Raw genomic sequence first — 19,039 nt, forward strand, 5'->3', positions numbered from 1 at the left:
TTCGCCGCCAAACCATGTTCTTTCGCCATCTTCCATGATCGAAGTCGAGAACCTCACCCGCGTCTTCCGCACCTACAAAAAAAAGCCCGGCTTCTGGGGCGGCGTGAAAGGTCTGTTCAAACGTGAATTCGAGGAAACGCGCGCCGCCGATAACATCACCTTCTCAATCAAGGAAGGCGAGTTCGTCGGCTTTCTCGGCCCGAACGGCGCGGGCAAAACCACGACGCTCAAAATGCTTTCGGGCCTAATCTACCCGACGAGCGGCCAGGCGCGCGTCGCGGGATTCGATCCCACAAAACGCGAAAACGATTACCGCCGCCTTTTCGCCATCGTGCTTGGCCAGAAAAACCAGCTGTGGTGGGATTTACCGGCACAGGAATCTTTTTACCTGCTTCGAGCCATCTACGGTCTCGATCAAAAAGCTTATCAGGAGACGCTCGACGAACTCGTCACGCTGCTCGGCGTCTCGCACAAATTAAATGTGATGGTGCGCGAACTTTCGCTCGGCGAGCGCATGAAAATGGAGCTCATCGCCGCGCTCCTTCATCGCCCGCGCGTGTTGTTTCTCGATGAGCCGACCATCGGTCTCGACGTCATCTCTCAGAAATCCGTGCGCGAATTTCTGCGCACTTACAACCGCCGCTACAAAACAACGATCCTGCTCACGAGCCACTACATGGCAGACATCTCGCAGTTGTGCGAACGCGTCATCGTGATCGACCACGGCAAAAAAATTTACGACGGCGATCTCGACTTGATCGCCGGTGCCGGCGCGAAGCAAAAAATCATTAAGTTCAAACCCCGCCCCGCGCTTGAGGGCGCCCGCGGCCCCGCGCCCTTTCCCGCCGACTGGCAACCGTCCCACGGCTCAGCCAAGCTCAGCGAAGATGGCGAGTTCACCGTGCACGTGCCAAGCGACCATGTGGTTACCGTGTGCCAGGAAATTCTCGGCACGGGCGCAGGCGTCGAGGATATCAACATCCAGGACGTGCCGCTGGAGGATATCATTTCCGAATTATTCCAGCGCGGAGTGGCCGCCAAGTAGGCGCAAATGTCGGGCGGTTACGCTTCGAGTTGCCAAATGACGCAAGCGCGTCCAAATGCTGGGGCGTCACCCATCATGCTCGAAGTTCCTGCCATTCCGTCCGCCGTCAATTCGGCCCGTCCAAAAATTTTGATCATCGACGATGAGCTGGGCCCGCGCGAAAGCATCAGCTACCTCCTACAGAGCGAGTTCGATGTGCAGACCGTCGACCGCGTCGATCGCGGCTTGGAGTTGATCCAAAAAGACTCTTTCGCGGTCGTCGTGATGGACATTCGCATGCCGCAGAAAAACGGCATCCAAGGCCTCGAAGAATTGCGCAAAATCGATACCGATGTCGCGGTCATCATGATGACCGGTTACGGGGCCCTCGCCTCCGCGCAAGCCGCCATCAGCCTGGGCGCAAACGAGTATCTTAAAAAACCTTTCGACGTCGACGTGCTGCAACAAGCCGTGCGCCGTCACGCGAAAGAAGCCCTTGAGCGCAAGAAGCGCACCGCGCTCCTCAAGCAACTCGGCGAGATGTATGAGTCGGTGAAGCTCGAGCAGAAAAAAAACCAACTTCAAGTCGGTTACGGCCAGGCCGCCGCCGAGATGGTTCACGACATTTGTAATCCGCTCGTGGTCACCATCGGTTACACGAACATGTTGCTCGATGAAGCGCGCCGCCTGCCGTCCGATGGCGGCAGCGTGGATCGCATCGTGCAATACGCGGAAAAACTCGAAGCCTGTTCTTCGTTTTGCCTGCACCTCGCTGAATCGTGGCGACAAACCACGCGCCACGCCGGCCAAGGCGACACCTTCACGCTGTTTAGCGCCGCAGAAGAAACGCGCTCAGTTTTGTTTTTCGATTCTCCCCGCATTGAAATCGAAGGCGATCGCGACGCCGCGGTCATCGGCATCCGTTTTGAAATCATCCGCGCGCTTCAGAATTTGCTGAAAAACTCGCTCGAAGCCGGCGCGAGTCGCGTGGTCGTTTCGATCGGCAAGAAACCGGGTAAAGTCATTCTTTCGATCGCCGACAATGGAGCCGGCCTGCCGGAAGAAGCCATGGCGGTGATTCTGAAAAAACCCATCGAGTCCACTAAAGCCCACGGCACCGGCCTCGGCCTGACGATTTGCAAACACGTCGCGACCGCCCACCAAGCCGTCGTGCGCGTGGAAAACCGCCCGGGCGGCGGCACCGTGTTTACGTGGGAATTTCCGGCGGCCTGATCCCGCGGAAGTTTTCAGGAACTAAGTTTCCCCAGTTCGGAGCGCAGCCAGTTTTCGAGCGCCGAATAGTCACCGAGTTTAAACCCGCGTAGCGTCGCGACGCTCGCCGTCGCTTCGCGGAAGAGCGCCACCTCCGCCAGCAAAGCCTGCGCGAGTGCCGCTCGTTGTGGCGTAAGTTGAACTGAAGTCTGCGCGAGCCGCTCCGGCGTGAGCCAGCGTTCCGCCTGACGCGCTTCCGGTCGCGGCTTTAGCCCGCTCACGCGCGCTTCTTCTTCCAACAAAGCATAAAGGTGTTCGCGCACTTCACGCGCATGCCAGCGCTGCGCCGCCCGAAACTCGCCGCGCATGGTCTTCTTAAAAACCCACACCGCGTGGCGCCAAAACGACGTCACATGAAAATCGAAATCCTCCGCTGACATGATTCGCGGGCTCCAGTCCCCCCGTAAACCCGCCAGCCGTTTTTCCCATTCAGGTCCGCCCAACACTACGCGGTAGCCCGGCACGCCGATCAACTGGAGATTGTAAACTCCGCGTCGCAGCATCGACGGAAACCATTTTTGCCACTGCGGGTGGTTGAGGCCCCAGCAAGCGAGTTTCATTTGCCACGCGGGTAACAGCACAAAATCCGCCTCGAAACCGCCCGCGAACACCGCGCTCAATTTGACCACTTTACGCTCCGTGCGCTCCAAGTGCGCACACCACACCGGCGCGATTTCTTTCAGCCAATCGCGGTGCAAGAACCGCTTGGTGTCACTCAGCACGAGTTGATAATCCCAGTCGGACCACGCGTCCACCACCCCTCCGGATTGCACCCGCGAACCAATCTGGATCAACGCTTCCACCTCCGGCTGTTGGCGCACCCACGCGACCACACGCGACTCGAATTCAACGGACGTCATGCAAAAGATTGGGAACGCGGCGCCTTGACGGCGCAAATCTCTTTTGCCCGCCCCGCAGTGAAACTAAACACTTTGCTGACGATACCGTGCTTGCCGTGCAGGGCTTTGTCCGCCAACTAAATGCCCAACCTGACGGCGCGGGCATTTAGCCATCAATCCAGTTCATGCACCCACTAGCTTTGAACCTTACTTCGGCGAATTTTTTTCGTCCCATCGGCCACGCTCGGCAGCTCTTTTATGCGTCGTCGCGTTAAAATCACCGGCATCGGTCCTGTCACTCCCGCCGGCATCGGTCGCGAAGAGTTTTTCAAAGGCATCAACGAATCGATCAGCCGGGTGCAGGCCATTGATCGCTTCGACCCTTCGATGGGAAATTTCATCGGGGCTGAAATTAACAATTTCGACCTCGCCAAATTTGCTCCCGAGGAAAACCCCAAACGACTCTCCCGGCACACCCAGTTTGGACTGGTTGGGGCGATTCTGGCGTTAAGAGATGCCGGGATTTCATTGGAAGACCTGCACGGCCAGCATCCGATTATCGTGACTGGGACCTCGGTCATGGACATCGGTAAAATCAGCCGCGGTGTCGAAGTTGTTTCGAAAAAGGGGGCGCGTTATTCGATGGCTAGCACCATTTACGAAACGTCCGTGATCAATGTTGCCGGGAAAATCGCGGAATACCTCGGCGTCCCCGCCAGGATGTTTGCCCTGCAGAGTTCGTGTTGCTCTGGCCTGGACGCGATCGGTCAGGCCGCGGAGCTGGTGGCCAGCGGTCAAACCAACCTCGCGGTCACGGGAGGCAGCGAATCACCGCTTTCGTTTCACCCGCTCCTTGAATTTAACACCGCGGAACTCAACCCCACCAGTGACGAGCTTCCGGAAAAAGCGTGCAAGCCCTTCGATTTATGGCGCTCCACCGGAGTGATTGGAGAGGGCGCAGCCATCATGATTCTTGAACCGGAGGAAAGTCCGCGGCCGGCCATGGCGTGGATATCGGGATACGGATTCGCCAACGATCCGGACAATCGTCCCGCCTCCGGAATTGCCGATGCCTTGGAAATCGCACTCGCCAACGCCCGCCGCCGAAAACAGGAGGTGAGCTATATTAACGCTTGGGGCCCCGGTCACCGATTGATCGACGCCAATGAATCATTTGCGCTGAAGCGGGTGTTTGGTGAAGGGCTGAGAGAAATCCCCGTGGTTTCTTTGAAAGGAGCGATCGGCACCCCCCTCGGGGCATCCGGCGCCATTCAAGTCGCCAGTGTGGTGCTAAGTCTGATCCACGGTATTTTGCCGCCCACGGTGAATTGGGAAAACCAAGATCCAAACTGCCCACTTAATCTTTCCGCGAACTCACGCAGAATCGCCTCAAATGTTGCGGTCGTAAACGCTCACGGGTTAGCCGGAAGCAATGCCAGCCTGGTCCTGGAAAGAAAATGCCCGAACTGATTTTCCTTTCGGCACTATTAACCCTCATCGTCGGCGCGACGGTTTTTTGGGTTAATCCACAACGCACCGTGAACCAGGTGTTCGCGCTGCTTTCGACGGCGACCACGTTGTGGCTGTTTTTCTTCTTTTTGGCCCTGCGGGAAGGGGCGCGTTATGCCGTCGATCCCTCGTCCGACCCCATTCCCTGGCTTCGGGCAACCTCAAGTGTAGGCGCCACTTTCCCGTGGATTCTGTGGCTGCTGATAGAATCCATCACGGCGCACGGGCGGACGCTGCGTCAAAACATCGCCAAGTCATTTCCCTGGCTGATTTTTGCCGTTCTTCTGTCCGGCCTCTGCTTCACAAATTACTTCATCCCGGCGGATTCCACTCCGGAAAACCCACGGAGAGGAATTGGCTACCTGGTCTATTCTGCCAGCAGCTTCATCCTCTACGTGCTGCTCTTGGTCCTCGCCTACCGGCAATTACGCAAAGAGACCGGCGTGCGGAAAATCGAGATGCAGTTTCTAACCCTGAACTGCGGCCTCACCTGCCTGCTGGTCATCGCCCTGACCGCCGCGGGCAGCTATTCGGACTACCGGTTTCTGTCACGGCTCAGCCCGCTGGTCATCCTGATTTTTTATATTCTCACCGCGTGGGCGGTGAGCGTTCACCGTATCTTCGATGCGCGTCAGGTTTTTCTATCGGTCGTCCAGCGGCTCACCTTTGTGTTAACGCTGTGCTTCGGCATTTTTTTCCTGACCAGGGCTCTGCACAAATTTATCCCCGCGCCCTTCGATTTGCTCATCAGCGTCGTGGTTTTCAGCTCAATCGCTTTCTGGCTCCAACGCCTCTCGAGCGAGTGGTTTGGCATCAGTCTGGCCCAGAAAATTAATATCACCCGTCGCACCATTATCGATCTGGCCCGGAGTGAGCCGAGCCCCGACAAACTCGTCGTCTCCTTCGAAACCCTACTCCGCGAATGGGGACAGACCAGCTATGCGCGCCTGATGTTCGATAGCGGCGAACTCTACGTGTCCGGCGATTTGGAATTCACGAAAAACCGCCCCGGCCACGCCGCGCTTTGCAAAGATGGCTGGAGCACCCCGGAAAGCCTCCAGCGCCAGCGCGCCGAGCCCGGTCTCGTCGATCTCAAGCAATTCCTCACGGACGCTTCTCTCGCTCTCATTGTCACCGCTCCACGCGGCAGTCCCTCGCCCTCGTTGCTCATCGCGCTCGGCACAAAAGTAAACCATCGCCCGTTCACTTATCCGGAAGTCCAACAACTCCAGGACCTCGCCGAGTTCATGGACAACATCCTCGCACGTTCCCGCCTCACCATGCAGGCGCGCCAGTCCGAGCAACTCGCGACCATCGGCCTCCTCGGCGCGAGTCTCGCTCACGAAATTCGAAACCCGCTCGTTTCGATCAAAACCTTCGCACACTTGCTGCCCACGCGTTTCGACGATCCAGAATTCCGCCGCCGCTTCAATCTGCTCATTCCCGGCGAAGTTGATCGCATCGACAGCCTCACGCAGCAGTTGCTCGATCTTTCCAACCCGCGTCGGCACCAGATGGAACACATTTCGCTGCACAGCACGGTGCGCGAGACGGTCGACCTGATGCTCACGCGCGCCACCGAAGCGCGCATCTCGATTTCCTCCACGCTCACCGCAGCCAAAGACACCATCCATGCCGACGCCAGCGCGATCCGGCAGGTGCTGATCAATCTTTTCATCAACGCGATTCAGGCCCTCGAACACCAGGACACCGATCGCCGCATCGAAATCCGCTCCCGCAGTTCGCCCAACGGCAGCGTCATCCTCGAAGTCAGCGACAACGGCCCCGGCATCCCGCCCGAACAGCGCGCCAAGCTCTTCCATCCTTTCGCGTCGACCAAGACCACCGGCATGGGTCTCGGTCTTGCCGTCTGCTCGGACATCTTGCACGAACACCGTGCAACCATTATCGTCCCCGAGACCGGCCGCCCTGGCGCCACATTTCGTATCACATTTCCAGCTCCACCGCCGCAGGTCGGCGCCTAATCACACAGTCCGTCTTCTTTAGAATTTTTTCCGCCTCCTCGTTAATGAGCCTAAACATCATCGGCCTCACTTCGCATTTCCACGACTCCGCGTGCTGTCTGCTGCAAAATGGAAAAATCGTCGCCGCGGCGGAGGAGGAGCGTTTTACCCGGATCAAGCACGATTCCTCGATTCCCAAACGGGCGTTTCAATATTGCCTGGCCACGGCGGGCCTGACGCCGGCGGACATCGACTGCATCGCCTACTACGAACATCCCCGGAAAAAACTGGAGCGTCAGCTTTGGGCGGGCCTGCCCGAAGCTCCGCCCATGCAAAAGAACGCGCTCTTCAAACTCGACGCGAGCCGACCGGAGCGAGAGATCCGCGAAGTGTTGGGATTCGATGGCCCGATCGAATGGTTTTCCCACCACGCTTCCCACGCAGCCAGCGCCTATTATTTCTCCGGGTTTCCTGACGCGGCGTTACTGACTGTCGATAGCGTGGGCGAATGGGCGAGCACCACGTATGGCAAAGCCAAGGGCGCTTCGCTGGAGATTTTCAAAGAGACCCATTTCCCGCATTCGCTCGGCCTGCTCTACAGCACACTGACAGGCTATCTCGGGTTTGAAGTTAACGAGGGTGAATACAAGGTCATGGGACTCGCGCCTTACGGCAAACCCACCTACCTCGAGCAACTTCGCGATCTGCTCAGCATTAATGACACCGGCGACCTCACGCTGAAGCTGGACTATTTCGATTTCAATCGCAGCGACCGCATGCACACCGAAAAACTGTGCTCACTGCTCAATCATCCTGCGCGCAAACCCGAGTCGGAACTCGATCAATTCACCCAGGATGTCGCGCGCAGCCTGCAAGTGCTGCTGGAAGAGTCGCTGCTGAAAATGACGCGCTATCTCTACGAGCGCGCTCCCAGTGAAAATCTCTGCATGGCAGGAGGCGTCGCGCTCAACTGCGTGGCCAATGGAAAAATTCTCCGCGATGGTCCGTTCAAGCGGCTCTTCGTCCAGCCCGCCGCGGGTGACGACGGCTGCGCGCTCGGGGCCGCTGCGCTGTGTCACGTTAAACTCGCTGGCGAGGATTTGCCACGCGAGCGCCTGGGCCATGTTTATTTTGGGCCCGGTTATTCCACTCAAGAGGTCGCCGCGTGCACCGATTTGCTGCCGAAAACCAAGGCTTACGGAAAAAACGAAAATGCCCTGCTCCGCGACACCGCGCAACGCCTCGCCGACGGTAAAATCATCGGATGGTTTCACGGGCGCATGGAATTCGGGCCGCGCTCACTCGGCGCGCGTTCCATCCTCGCCGACCCGCGCCAACCGGAGATGCGCGACAAGATCAACGCGATGGTCAAAAAGCGCGAAGGGTTCCGCCCCTTCGCTCCCGCCGTCCTTGCTTCCGAAGCTACCAAGCATTTCGACCTCGATCACGCGTCGCCCTTCATGCTCGAAACATGTCAGGTCATTTCGCACCTAGATCTGCCCGCCATCACCCATGTCGACGGCTCCGCGCGCGTGCAGACGGTGCATGACGATTCAAGCCCGCGCTTTGCCAAATTACTGAGGGCGTTTCAGAAAATCACGGGCTGCCCGATCCTGCTCAACACATCGTTCAATGTGCGCGGTGAACCGATCGTATGCACGCCGGAGGATGCATTGCTGTGCTTCATTTCGTCCGATATCGATACGCTCGTGCTCGAAGACCACATCATTGACCGCGCCGATCTTCCCGAGCATTGGATCACTTGGTTTCGCAACCGGCAACCCGTCCGGGCCGACGGCCCGGGCAACAGTGTCTACACCCTCTTCTGAGTCATGCCCGGTAAATTTGATCCGCTTAAACCGGTCGTGCGTCGCCTCGCCCGACGCTTGAATTCCGAAGATGCCGGCATCGCGCTTGCGCAGTTCCAACTGCTCAAGCTGCTCGCCCAAGGTGCCGCCAACCCTCCGCCCCCTTCAGCGCCGCCCGCGGTTGATCGCGTCGGTATCTGGGAGAAAAAGCCCGGCCCTTCTGGAACCGAATTCATCCGTTCGGTCAAAGCCTCGGCTGACTGGTGTTTCTGGGCCGACATCGAACGCATCCCGGCGAAGTCCGCGCGCAAGCGAATCGTCTGGCTCGGAGAATCCGTCGCCCGCGGCTATTTTTTCGACCCGGAGGCAACTCCTGCGCAATTTTTGGAATCGGTTTTGCAACAGAACGCGCACGACGCGGAAGTGATCGATCTGGCGAAGAACGGGCTCCAGCCCGGCGAACTCAGCCAGTTGCTTTCGACCGTCGCGGAGCTTCAGCCCGATGCGCTGGTGGTTTTCGCGGGCAACAACTGGTGCTCAGGATCGAGCCTTTCGTTTCCCGAATTGATGCAGCTCTGCGAATGCCTTCCCGAACGACCGGAAGAGTTTATCGCCCAATTCTCCCGCCACCTGCAAAATCTCGCGGAGCGTTTGGTCGGTCAAATCACCGCGACCGCGGAAAAACTCGGCATCCCCGCCATCATTGTCGTGCCCGAGTTCAACCTCGCCGACTGGCGCGATGATTGGCCGCCTGCCATTTTCTCCGGAAACATCGATACCCGTTGGCGCACCTTGAAAGCCCGTGCGGAAACCCAACTCGCTGCCGGCCAACTCGCCGCCGCGCAAGCGTCGCTCAACGCGCTGGCAAAGCTCGATCACAATCTCGCGCCGACTACCGCCCAAATGCGCGGTGCGCTGCACCTTGCCCGGCAACAAACCGAGCCCGCCCGCGCCGCTTTCGAGCAAGGTCGCGACGTCGCGTTGCTCGGCGCTTCCAACCGCATTCTTTCCCCGCGCTGCCCGCGCATCATTCAGGATACGATCCGCCGGCGGGCCGCCGCCAGTGCGCGCGTCCAGATCGTTGATGTGCCCGCGCTTTTTGCCGCGCAAGCCGGCGTCCCCGGGAATCGCTTCTTCATGGATTACTGCCACCTGACCGCTGAAGGCATCAGCGTGGTCGTGCATGCAGTCGCCCAGCAACTTTCCGTGCTTCGCCCCGAAACCGCCGCCGCCTCGCTCCAACGTGTGCCGCTACCAATCGCTGCGCGCACCGAGGCAATCGCCCATTTTCTCGCCGCGATTTATAATTCGTTTTGGGGCCAGCCGCAAAGCCTGCTCCAACATCATTGCACGCGCGCCATCTCGCTTTACCCGGCCATCGTGGAATCGATGTTCGATTTCGTCGAGTTTCGCAGCGCGCCGCGTGCCGATTGGGTCTACGCCGCCTGCCAGCGCCTCTGCTCCGTCGCTCAGGCCAAACCTTATCTCGATCGATTCATCCAGAAAAAAGTCCCGCTGCGCCTCGTATTGGCGATCCGTCAAACCCTACCCCGCGCGGCTCAACGCAAACGGTTCGACACGCTTCTGCTCAAACGAGCTGCGCCGGCCGCTTCGACCGCAGTCAATCTGCTCGACGATCCCTTTCATTTCACCGTCCACCACTTCCCGTTGTTGTTCCGGAGCAATCCGCTGAATCTTGCGCACTATGTTGCCAAGGATCCCACGTCGGAATTCACCCTGCCGTTATCTCGGGCGACGCCGATGCGGATCGCCCTGTGTTGCCGGCTGCCCTTGGGCCACACCGCCAACAAAGAGGTCACGCTGAAATTAAATGGCCGGCGCTTACGCTCGTTCACCTTGAACGGCCGGTGGCAAAAGCTGTCTATTCCGGTGGCTGCACGGCTGCTGAAAAAGGGCCTTAATACATTCTCAATCCACTGGCCGGCCGCAGGCCCCCGCGTAAACCAAGCCCTGCTCACCCGGGAAATCAATCGATTGGAACGGGATCGATTCATCGATCTGTTTCCCTCGCACGGAGAAATTTCCCAGTTTCTGATATCAGCGGCTGACTTTTCGGCGCAAAGCGCCAAGGTCTGAGCCGTGCCCTGCTCGCTTCCATGCCCGCCACCCTCATCCTAACGACTCCCGATCCCGCACTCGAGGCCGCTTGGAAAAGACTTCTCCCGCGCGAACCCGCCAGTTTCGCCCGCCCCTCCGACCTACAACGCGAACTCCTGCGCCCCGGTTCCCGCGTCTGGATCACCGACATCAACGACTCCCGCACCCAACTCGCGACCGGCGCCGGCACCCTGGTCGTGCTCGTGGGCCAGCCCCACAGCCTGCCTTTCGAACAAGCCCGCCAGAATCGCGCCGCGCGACTTTTCATGAGTTACGAAGACAGCCGCGCGCGCCTCGGCGAGGCGGTCGGCCTGCTCGAAGAAATCGCCGATAAAAACTCCCAGCTGCAAACCGCGCTGGAAAGCACCCGCCGCAGCTCACCACCATTTCTCCGCGAGCATGTGCCCTCCCAGCCCGAGCCGGTGGAATCATGGGACTTCCTCGAATCCGCCCTCGCCAATCTCGACGACCGCAAGCGCCTCCTCGACGAGTTCCGCCGCGCCGGCCGTTACATTTTAAAATCCGGCAAAGTTCTTTTCTTCTTTCGCCAGTTCGACGCCTTCGTCTCCGACGACGAGCAACATCGCTGCAGTTCCGGCCATCCACTCGCGCTCTGGCTCGAAGATCACCCCGCCACGCTCGACGCCGCTCACTGGACTGGCACCGACGATCCCACGCTCGACGCACCGATTCGCCAGCAATTGCAAAGCTGGGGCGCGCGCCTGCTCGTCCCGCTTTACGCCCACGGCCTGCTCATCGGCTGGATGGCACTCGGGCCACGCGCCGACGGCTCGAACTACCGCGACAGCGATAAATTCCGCGCCGTGCTCCACGCACGCCTGCTCGAACGCTGCCTCGAGCGCTCCACGCAGATGCAGGAACTCAGCCGCGTCGAGATGGGCAACACGCTCCGCGCAAAATATCTTCCCGGCACCCGCGTCCTCACTCGCTCCGAACTTTCCGGCACCGATCTACCCGTCGAAGTCCGCGCCGTCGCCAGCGAAGCCCTGCACGCGCAAAAGATGATCATCCAACCCGCGCGCCCACCGCACCGCTACCGCGTGCAAGCCGGCCCCGCGCCCGAAATCGATGGCGTCTGGGTCATGTGGGAAGACTCCGCACCCGAGATCGAACGCATCCGCGTCGACTTCGAGCAATACCGCCGCGACCTCTTTCGCAACCTCGGCCTCACGTTGAGCCACGAACTTTCCAACCCACTCGTCTCGCTCGTCACGTTTTCCCAGTTGCTGTTGCGCAACGGCACAAATCCGCCGTTTCCCGGTTCTGGCGATGGCACGGGCATCAATCACGCCAATTTACCCGCGTCGATTGCCAGCCAGGTCTCGCTCTCAACAGAAGTTCAGAAACTCCAACGCCTCGCCGACCACGCCACCGTCCTCGGCGAAATCGCCCAGCCCGTCGGCCGCGCCACCGATCTCAACGCTCTTCTCACCGAACTCGCCACCGCGCGCAGTCTCGCCACGCGCATCTCGGACGAGCCGCTCGTGCTGCACGTTGACTCCAACCTCCTCCGCTTCGCCTTCGGCGCGATCTTCGACGCCATCGCCGCGAACCGTCCCGACGAAGGCACGCAGAATTTAATCCTCACGCTCCGCAACGTCGGGGCCGGCGCGAACCGCACCGCCCTCGTTTCCATCGAAGGCAAACGCCTCGAACTCGACGGCACGCTGCCTTTCCCCGACCCCGCGATGCCTCCTAACCAAGGTCGCCTCTCCGTTTTCCTCGCCCGCGAAATTCTCCGCCTCCACGGCGGCACGCTCCAGGCCGGTCCCGGCATCAAGGGCACCGACATCCAAATCTCGTTCGGCCCGCTGCGGTAGCGAATCGTTCTCGTTCTCATTCTCTTACTCGTTCTCCAAAAAACGAGAGAACGAGAAAGAGTAAGAGAATGAGAACGAGTATGGGCATGAGAACGAATGGGCGAGAATCGGTTACGGTTCCCCGCTTGCTCGCGCCGGCATTCGCGCTTCACTTCCCGCCACATGGAAATCGTGATCGCGCTTCTCTGCCTCGCCGTCGGCGCCGCCTTGGGCTGGTTCATCGCTCAATCGCGCTCCGCCACTCTGGCCGAACGCGCCCGTCTCGCAACCGAGCAACTCGCGAAAACCGACGCCGAACTGCTCACGCTTCGCGCCCGCGCCACTGAACTCGAAACCGAACGCGGCGCACTCAAAGAAGCCCAATCGAAACTGCTCGAATCCTTCAAAGCCCTCTCCGCCGACGCGCTGCGTTCCAACAACCAGTCTTTCCTCGAACTCGCGCGCGAGTCATTCGGCAAACTCCACCAACAATCTGCCGACGAACTCGGCAAACGCCAGCTCGCCATCGATGCGATGGTCAAGCCGCTCAAAGAATCGCTCGAAAAAGTGGATTCGAAAATTGGCGAGATGGAAAAAACGCGCGCCACCGCTTACGGTTCGCTCACCGAACAGCTCAAAGGCCTCGCCACCACCAACGCCACGCTTCAATCCGAAACCACCAAACTCTCGCGCTCGCTCCGCTCCACTTCAACGGCCGGACGCTGGGGCGAAATTCAGCTGCAACGCGTCGTCGAACTCGCGGGCATGCTGGAGAACGTCGATTTCATTCAACAGGAAGGCGTCGGCGATTTCCGTCCTGACTTGGTGGTGCGTTTGCCCGGCGGAAAATCCATTGCCGTCGACGCCAAGGCCCCGATGCAGGCCTACCTTGAAGCACTCGAAGCCTCCGATGAAAATGTGCGCAAGGCCAAGTTTATCGAGCACGCCCGCGTCGTTCGCGGCCACATCGATGCACTCGGCGCAAAAAGTTACTGGAAAGCGATTCAGCCGGCGCCGGAATTCGTGGTGCTCTTCATTCCCGGCGAAGCATTTTACAGCGCTGCGTTGCGCTACGAACCGGACCTCTTTGAACGGGGCGCCAACGCCGGAGTGATCCTCGCCTCACCCGCTTCGCTCATCGCAGTGCTCAAAGCGGCCGCTTACGGCTGGAAACAGGAAGTGCTTTCCAAAAACACCGAGGAAATCCGCAAGCTCGGTCTCGAACTCCACGAACGTCTCGCTACGCTCGCTGAAAATTTCGACCTCGTCGGCCAGCGCCTCACGCAAGCGGTGACGGCTTATAATTCCGCCGTCACTTCCGTGGAAGGCCGTTTGCTGGTCACCGGACGCAAGCTCGTGAAGCTCGGCGCGGGCACCGAGAAGAAACTGGGCGAACCACGCCTCGTGGAAGAATTGCCGAAGCAACTCAGTGCGCCGGAACTCACCTCGCCTACCAAGGATAATTCTCGCCTCTCATGACCGACGCACAAAAAATCGAAGGCCTCTGGCGACCGGCTTACGCGGAATTCGACGGTGAAGAAGCCCCGAAGATGGCGCTCGATAAAATGGAGCTCGAACTGACGAGTGCCGGAAAATATTTCGTCCGCTTCGGCGGCGTCACCGGCGACGAAGGCACTTACACCGTCACGCCAGAAGCGCTGACGTTACACGGCGTCACCGGCCCCAACGCCGGGAAAAAAATCCCCTCCCTTTTTAAATTCAACGGCGAGATGCTTTCCGTGTGCTACGGTTTGGACGGCGTGCTGCCCACGCGCTACGCGACCGGCGTCGGCCAGCAGCGTTACCTCGTGAACTATCACCGGATTTAAGCCGCCGTCATGTTTCGCGTCACCGGACTTTTTATTTATCCCGTCAAGGCACTGCGCGGTTTTTCGGTGCCAACGGCGGAAGTCGATCCACTCGGCTTCGTGGGCGACCGCCGCTTTCTCGTCGTGGATCAAACGGGCAAGTTTCTCACGCAACGCTCGCATCCGCACATGGCGCTCATCGCTACGCGCCTGACGACGGAAAACCTCATTCTTTCCACCCAAGGTTTTCCGGAGATCGCCGTCGCCCGCGCCTCCGATCCTTCCGCGCCGATTCGTTCGGTGACCGTGTGGAAAAATGAAGGGCTCCTCGCCGAAGATTGCGGCGACGCCGTTGCCTATTGGTTGAGCGACTTCTTAAAACTTTCCGTGCGCCTCGTGCGCGCCGGCGAAAAATTCCACCGCCCCGTCAAGCCGAGCGAAGCCAAGCCCGGCGACATCGTCACGTTCGCCGACGCGCATCCGTTTCTGCTCATCAGCCAGGCGTCGCTCGACGATTTAAACGACCGCCTCCTAGAGAAAGGTTCGGAAGCGCTGCCGATGAATCGTTTCCGGCCCAACATCGTCATCGAGGGCTGCACACCTTTCGAAGAGGACAACTGGCCGCACGTCCGCATCGGCGATCTCATTTTTCGCAACTCCGGGCCCTGCGCGCGTTGCATCGTGACGACCACCGATCAACTCACCGCCGAGCGCGGCAAGGAACCGCTCAAGACCCTCGCCACGTATCGGCGCGATCCAAAGGACCCGAGCGACGTGAATTTCGGCGCAAATCTCATCCACGAAACGAAACGCGGCACCGTCCACGTCTGCGATGTCGCAACGCCGCTATGATCGCCGAAGTGGAAACCGTTCGCCCGCTCCTTTCCCGCGACGCGTTGCTCGCCGTGGGATTCTGCCTGATCTTCGCTGGCATCATCCTGCGCAGTTTCGCGCGCAGTGCGCAGCGCACACTCGACTACCGCAAACAACATTCGCTGCACCGCGCTTCGCTCGCCGAAGCCAACGCCGAGACCGCGCGCCGTGCCAGCGCAGTCGAAAAACATCTTCCCAAGATCGCCAATGGCGTCGTCTTGCTCGGGCTGGCGATCATCGTCGCCGCTTTCTTTCGCCACTAAACTGGGCAGTTTTGTAGGTTGCCCGCTTGCGGACAACATGGCGTGCAAGCACGCCACTTACACGAACCACGCAGACATCCTCTCACCAATCCCCGCTCCCTTTCCGCGTCTTCTTGATGCCGGCGCGGTGTTTTTTCTCCTGAATCATCCGGTTTTTCTGACCGCGTGATTTCGGCCGATTCTGCCGCCGCACCAATTCCCGCGCACTGCGGACCGCATTCGCGGCCTCCTGTTTTCGCCACTCTAGCTTCTCCGCGAGTTCCTGCCACGCGATCAGCCGGTTGAGTGTCTGGCTGCGTTCCCGCTGGCAACGCACCTCGACGCCCGTCGGGCCGTGCCGGAGCCAGACCGTCGAAGAGGTTTTATTGATCTTCTGGCCACCCGCGCCGGCACCGCGCACGAACCGTTCGTCGATCTCGTCGGGCTTTACGCCCAAAGAGACAAATTTCGCGCGCAGCGGCGCTTCTACGATATCAGGAAATTCAGCCATAAATAAGCCGCGACCAGTGAAACCTGCCGCCCACGCCCCAGTCAAACCAACCTCAAGTTCACGCTCTTCGTCGCGCCCAGCATGCGGCTTGCTCCAAGGCTCTTGCCCACTCTACTTTAAACGCTCTCATTTTCCCTATGCTTAACGGTCCCGCTTGGTCCCAGAAACTCCGCAACGAAATCAGCAAAGCTGTCATCGGCCAGGAAGCGGTCGTGGAACGCCTCCTCGTCGCCCTCCTCGCCAACGGCCACGTCTTGCTCGAAGGCATGCCCGGCCTCGCCAAGACGCTCCTTGTTAAATCCTTGGGCACGGCGCTGGGCGTCCAGTTTGAGCGCGTGCAGTTCACACCCGATCTGCTGCCGAGCGATGTCGTCGGCACGATGATTTTCTCGCCCAAAGACGGCGGTTTCCAAACGCATCGCGGCCCGATCTTCGCGAACTTGGTCCTTGCCGACGAAATTAACCGCGCGCCCGCCAAGGTTCAGTCCGCGCTGCTCGAAGCGATGCAGGAACGCCAGGTCACCATCGGCGGCGGCTCGCACCAGTTGCCCAAGCCGTTCTTCGTGATGGCCACGCAAAATCCGGTCGAACAAGAGGGCACTTATCCGCTCCCCGAGGCGCAGACCGATCGTTTCCTGTTCAAGCTGATCGTCGATTATCCTTCGGCCGAAGAAGAAGCCTCGATGATGCTGAAATGGGGCCAGGTCACGAAACAGCCCGCGCTCGCTGCCGTTTCCAGCGGCGAAGAACTCCTCTCGCTCCGCACCCAGGTCGACGAAATCCACGTCTCGCCCGCCGTGCAGGCCTATATCCTCGCGCTCGTGCGCGGCTCACGCGAACTCGCCGCGCAATCGGAAGGCACCGCGGGCGGCCCGAAGCGTTTGCTAAACTTCGGCGCCTCGCCACGCGCGTCGCTCGCCCTTTTCCAAGCCAGCCGCGCGCTCGCGTGGCTGCGCGGCGCGGATTTCGTGTCGCCGTCGACCATCCAGGAAATTTTCCACGACGCTCTCCGCCATCGCGTCGGCCTCACCTACGAAGCCGAAGCGGAAGGCCTCACGTCCGACAAGATTCTCGACCAAGTCCTCGTCCGCACCCCGGTGCCGGCGAAAGTTTAATTAATCTTTCCTCTTTCTCTTAATCTTTCTCGTTCTCTCGTCTCAGGACGCCCGAAACGAAAAACAGCAGGGAGAAAGAGAAAGATTAAGAAGAATGAGAAAGATTTTTTAATGCCCACTCCCGTTCAGGCCAACGCCGCCCTCGTCACTTCCCAGCTCGCGCTGCTCAAACAGCTCGAGTGGAAGGTGCGTCATGCGGTGGAAAATGTGCTCAACGGCGAATACCGTTCTGCCTTTCGCGGACGCGGCATGGAGTTCGACCAGGTCGTCAAATACACTTTCGGCGACGATATCCGCGACATCGATTGGAACGTCACTGCGCGCCTCGGTGAGCCTTACCGGAAAAAATTCGTCGAAGAACGCGAAGTCTCCTTGCTCCTCGTTTTCGAAGACAGCGTAAGCCTGCAATTCGGCTCCGGCGCCCAATCAAAACGCGAAGCCCTGCTCGAACTCGCCGGCCTCCTCATGATGCTTGGCGCCGTGAATCGCGACCGCGTCGGTTTTCTTTACGCCTCACCCGCCGGTTACACCTTGAAAGAACCCGTGCGTGGTCGCGGCCAGATTCTCCACGCCGCCGCCCAACTCCTCGGCCAGCCGCCTCCGGCTCTCCAATCTTCCATCTCCCATCTTCCATCTCCTAGCGCCGACTTCATGCCTTGGCGCTTGCTGGCGAAAGCCGCGCCGCGTCACAGCATCATGATCTGGCTCGGCGATTTCCCTCCGCGCATCGCGCCCGAGGGTTGGAGCGTGCTCTCGCGCCGCTACCAGACGATGGGCTTCCGCGTCGACGATCCGTGGGAACGCGAACTCCCGCACGACCGCACACTCACCACTTACGACCCGGTCGCCGGTCGCTTGGTGACATTAAACAGCGCCTCGTCTTCGCAACGCGCAGCCCACGCCGCGTGGGTGCAGGAACGCGACGCCGCCTTCAAAGCAATCTTCGCCGACCCCCTGAGCCGTCTCGTGGTTCGCACCGATGAGGATCGCCTCGACGCCCTCGTCCGCTTTTTCCACGCCCGCATGTTCGCGGGCCATCATCGCTGAGTCATGACCGACTACACGCTGCATTCTCCGTGGTGGTTGCTCGCGCTGCTTATCCTGCCGTTGATGGTGTGGGTGCGCGGGCGTCGCGGCGCGCCGGTGCTCATCGTGCCGTTTGCCGCGTCGTGGCATCGTCCTTCGATGATTCCTTCCTCGCGCTGGCCGTCGGCACTCGCGGTGACGGGCATCGTTTTGCTCGTGGTCGCGCTCGCCCGTCCGCAGATCGTCGAAGACAAACGCGAAGTGAAACAACAAGGCTACGATCTGATGCTCTCGATCGACTTGTCGGGCTCGATGCTGGCCGAAGATTACGAACTCAATGGCGAACGCATCAATCGCCTCCAAGCCATCAAGCCCGTCATTCAGGCTTTCATTAAACAACGCCGCAGCGACCGCATCGGCTTGGTGATTTTTTCGGGCCGCGCTTACACGCTCGCGCCGCTGACCTTCGATCACGACTGGCTGGAGCGTCAGATCGAGCGTTTAAAAATCGGCATGATCGAAGACGGCACCGCCATCGGCGACGGCCTCGGCGTGGCGCTGACGCGTCTCGAACAAGCCGCGCGGGATGACGACGGCGGCAAACGCAAAGGCGCCTTCGTGGTCTTGCTCACCGACGGCGCCAGTAACCGCGGCGTGCTCACGCCCGAACAAGCCACGGAAATCGCCAAGTCGCGTGGCCTGCCTGTTTACACCATCGGCGCCGGCCGCGACGGCCTCGTGCCGATGCCGGTATTTGACGACAAAGGCAACAAGGTCGGTTACCGCCGCACAATGTCTGACCTCGACGAAACCGAACTTCGCCGCATCGCCGATGTGACCGGCGGAAAATTCTTCCGCGCCTTCGACAGCGACACGATCGACAAAGCCTTTGCCGCCATCGACCAGGCGCAAAAAATCGAATTTCAGGCCAAATCCTACCTGCTCACGACAGAACTTTTTGCGTGGGTCGCCATCCCCGGCGCCGCGCTGCTTTTTCTGGGCGCGATGCTCGCCATGCCGCCATCGATCGCGCCGCTGCGTAACAAATCTTCGCAAGCACCACCCCTTCCTTCCCGAACCCGATGAGTTTTCATTCGATACACATCCTTT

The 19,039-nt window shown here is 59.9% G+C and carries 16 protein-coding genes; 14 read left to right on the top strand and 2 right to left on the bottom strand.

All coding sequences use genetic code 11. The features are described from left to right. Window positions 1-34: 34 nt before the first annotated feature. Window positions 35-1,045 (top strand): ABC transporter ATP-binding protein, encoded by a 1,011-nt coding sequence (locus ACRRQW_RS02250; protein ID WP_438479627.1) that lies wholly within the window; start codon window positions 35-37, stop codon window positions 1,043-1,045. Between the two features lie 75 nt (window positions 1,046-1,120). After that, window positions 1,121-2,257 (top strand): response regulator, encoded by a 1,137-nt coding sequence (locus ACRRQW_RS02255; protein ID WP_438479628.1) that lies wholly within the window; start codon window positions 1,121-1,123, stop codon window positions 2,255-2,257. A 14-nt stretch (window positions 2,258-2,271) separates the two neighbouring features. Here ACRRQW_RS02255 and ACRRQW_RS02260 read toward each other — a convergent pair whose 3' ends face one another. Continuing rightward, window positions 2,272-3,156: an aminoglycoside 6-adenylyltransferase gene (locus tag ACRRQW_RS02260; protein ID WP_438479629.1), complete on the bottom strand. Its 885-nt coding sequence runs from the start codon at window positions 3,154-3,156 to the stop codon at window positions 2,272-2,274. Between the two features lie 237 nt (window positions 3,157-3,393). Here ACRRQW_RS02260 and ACRRQW_RS02265 point away from each other — a divergent pair, with 237 nt between their 5' ends. The 9 genes from ACRRQW_RS02265 to ACRRQW_RS02305 all read left to right on the top strand — a co-directional run bounded on the left by ACRRQW_RS02265 (window position 3,394) and on the right by ACRRQW_RS02305 (window position 15,298). Beyond that, a complete protein-coding gene (locus tag ACRRQW_RS02265) occupies window positions 3,394-4,605 on the top strand; it encodes a beta-ketoacyl-[acyl-carrier-protein] synthase family protein (protein WP_438479630.1) in 1,212 nt (403 codons plus the stop codon). Beyond that, complete coding sequence (locus ACRRQW_RS02270; protein WP_438479631.1) at window positions 4,593-6,629, top strand: two-component system sensor histidine kinase NtrB; 2,037 nt, start codon at window positions 4,593-4,595, stop codon at window positions 6,627-6,629. Before ACRRQW_RS02265 ends, ACRRQW_RS02270 begins: the two co-directional genes overlap by 13 nt. Before the next feature lie 44 nt (window positions 6,630-6,673). Further along, window positions 6,674-8,437, top strand: a complete 1,764-nt coding sequence (locus tag ACRRQW_RS02275; RefSeq protein WP_438479632.1) for a carbamoyltransferase family protein — start codon at window positions 6,674-6,676, stop codon at window positions 8,435-8,437. A gap of 3 nt (window positions 8,438-8,440) precedes the next feature. Beyond that, a complete protein-coding gene (locus ACRRQW_RS02280) occupies window positions 8,441-10,513 on the top strand; it encodes a hypothetical protein (RefSeq protein WP_438479633.1) in 2,073 nt (690 codons plus the stop codon). A 20-nt stretch (window positions 10,514-10,533) separates the two neighbouring features. Beyond that, window positions 10,534-12,375 (top strand): hypothetical protein, encoded by a 1,842-nt coding sequence (locus tag ACRRQW_RS02285; protein WP_438479634.1) that lies wholly within the window; start codon window positions 10,534-10,536, stop codon window positions 12,373-12,375. A 162-nt stretch (window positions 12,376-12,537) separates the two neighbouring features. Next, window positions 12,538-13,833, top strand: coding sequence for a DNA recombination protein RmuC (gene rmuC, locus ACRRQW_RS02290; protein WP_438479635.1), 1,296 nt, complete (start codon window positions 12,538-12,540; stop codon window positions 13,831-13,833). Beyond that, a complete protein-coding gene (locus tag ACRRQW_RS02295) occupies window positions 13,830-14,183 on the top strand; it encodes a TIGR03067 domain-containing protein (RefSeq protein ID WP_438479636.1) in 354 nt (117 codons plus the stop codon). The genes rmuC and ACRRQW_RS02295 overlap by 4 nt, the downstream gene beginning before the upstream one ends. A 9-nt stretch (window positions 14,184-14,192) precedes the next feature. Further along, window positions 14,193-15,014, top strand: coding sequence for an MOSC domain-containing protein (locus ACRRQW_RS02300; RefSeq protein WP_438479637.1), 822 nt, complete (start codon window positions 14,193-14,195; stop codon window positions 15,012-15,014). After that, window positions 15,011-15,298, top strand: a complete 288-nt coding sequence (locus ACRRQW_RS02305; protein WP_438479638.1) for a hypothetical protein — start codon at window positions 15,011-15,013, stop codon at window positions 15,296-15,298. Before ACRRQW_RS02300 ends, ACRRQW_RS02305 begins: the two co-directional genes overlap by 4 nt. Window positions 15,299-15,380: 82 nt before the next feature. On the opposite strand, the gene ACRRQW_RS02310 is transcribed toward ACRRQW_RS02305, so the two are convergent. Then, window positions 15,381-15,788: a peptide chain release factor family protein gene (locus ACRRQW_RS02310; protein ID WP_438479639.1), complete on the bottom strand. Its 408-nt coding sequence runs from the start codon at window positions 15,786-15,788 to the stop codon at window positions 15,381-15,383. Between the two features lie 137 nt (window positions 15,789-15,925). Between ACRRQW_RS02310 and ACRRQW_RS02315 the strand changes: the two genes are divergently transcribed. The 3 genes from ACRRQW_RS02315 (at window position 15,926) to ACRRQW_RS02325 (ending at window position 19,015) form a co-directional block, all read left to right on the top strand. Beyond that, window positions 15,926-16,903: an AAA family ATPase gene (locus tag ACRRQW_RS02315; RefSeq protein WP_438479640.1), complete on the top strand. Its 978-nt coding sequence runs from the start codon at window positions 15,926-15,928 to the stop codon at window positions 16,901-16,903. A 111-nt stretch (window positions 16,904-17,014) separates the two neighbouring features. Continuing rightward, a complete protein-coding gene (locus ACRRQW_RS02320) occupies window positions 17,015-17,950 on the top strand; it encodes a DUF58 domain-containing protein (RefSeq protein ID WP_438479641.1) in 936 nt (311 codons plus the stop codon). 3 nt (window positions 17,951-17,953) lie between these two features. Continuing rightward, entirely contained in the window at window positions 17,954-19,015 is a 1,062-nt protein-coding gene (locus ACRRQW_RS02325) for a VWA domain-containing protein (RefSeq protein WP_438479642.1), read from the top strand. The last annotated feature ends 24 nt before the right edge of the window (window positions 19,016-19,039 follow it).

Source organism: Oleiharenicola lentus, from assembly GCF_051660365.1.
GTDB lineage: Bacteria > Verrucomicrobiota > Verrucomicrobiia > Opitutales > Opitutaceae > Lacunisphaera > Lacunisphaera lenta_A.

Excerpts from the sequence above, each read along its gene's own strand:
- ACRRQW_RS02315 (WP_438479640.1), top strand. The coding sequence starts at position 15,926 with ATGCTTAACGGTCCCGCTTGGTCCCAGAAACTCCGCAACGAAATCAGC.
- ACRRQW_RS02260 (WP_438479629.1), bottom strand. The coding sequence starts at position 3,156 with ATGACGTCCGTTGAATTCGAGTCGCGTGTGGTCGCGTGGGTGCGCCAA.
- rmuC (WP_438479635.1), top strand. The coding sequence starts at position 12,538 with ATGGAAATCGTGATCGCGCTTCTCTGCCTCGCCGTCGGCGCCGCCTTG.
- ACRRQW_RS02325 (WP_438479642.1), top strand. The coding sequence starts at position 17,954 with ATGACCGACTACACGCTGCATTCTCCGTGGTGGTTGCTCGCGCTGCTT.
- ACRRQW_RS02250 (WP_438479627.1), top strand. The coding sequence starts at position 35 with ATGATCGAAGTCGAGAACCTCACCCGCGTCTTCCGCACCTACAAAAAA.
- ACRRQW_RS02285 (WP_438479634.1), top strand. The coding sequence starts at position 10,534 with ATGCCCGCCACCCTCATCCTAACGACTCCCGATCCCGCACTCGAGGCC.
- ACRRQW_RS02265 (WP_438479630.1), top strand. The coding sequence starts at position 3,394 with ATGCGTCGTCGCGTTAAAATCACCGGCATCGGTCCTGTCACTCCCGCC.
- ACRRQW_RS02320 (WP_438479641.1), top strand. The coding sequence starts at position 17,015 with ATGCCCACTCCCGTTCAGGCCAACGCCGCCCTCGTCACTTCCCAGCTC.
- ACRRQW_RS02310 (WP_438479639.1), bottom strand. The coding sequence starts at position 15,788 with ATGGCTGAATTTCCTGATATCGTAGAAGCGCCGCTGCGCGCGAAATTT.
- ACRRQW_RS02300 (WP_438479637.1), top strand. The coding sequence starts at position 14,193 with ATGTTTCGCGTCACCGGACTTTTTATTTATCCCGTCAAGGCACTGCGC.
- ACRRQW_RS02305 (WP_438479638.1), top strand. The coding sequence starts at position 15,011 with ATGATCGCCGAAGTGGAAACCGTTCGCCCGCTCCTTTCCCGCGACGCG.
- ACRRQW_RS02295 (WP_438479636.1), top strand. The coding sequence starts at position 13,830 with ATGACCGACGCACAAAAAATCGAAGGCCTCTGGCGACCGGCTTACGCG.
- ACRRQW_RS02270 (WP_438479631.1), top strand. The coding sequence starts at position 4,593 with ATGCCCGAACTGATTTTCCTTTCGGCACTATTAACCCTCATCGTCGGC.
- ACRRQW_RS02280 (WP_438479633.1), top strand. The coding sequence starts at position 8,441 with ATGCCCGGTAAATTTGATCCGCTTAAACCGGTCGTGCGTCGCCTCGCC.
- ACRRQW_RS02275 (WP_438479632.1), top strand. The coding sequence starts at position 6,674 with ATGAGCCTAAACATCATCGGCCTCACTTCGCATTTCCACGACTCCGCG.
- ACRRQW_RS02255 (WP_438479628.1), top strand. The coding sequence starts at position 1,121 with ATGCTCGAAGTTCCTGCCATTCCGTCCGCCGTCAATTCGGCCCGTCCA.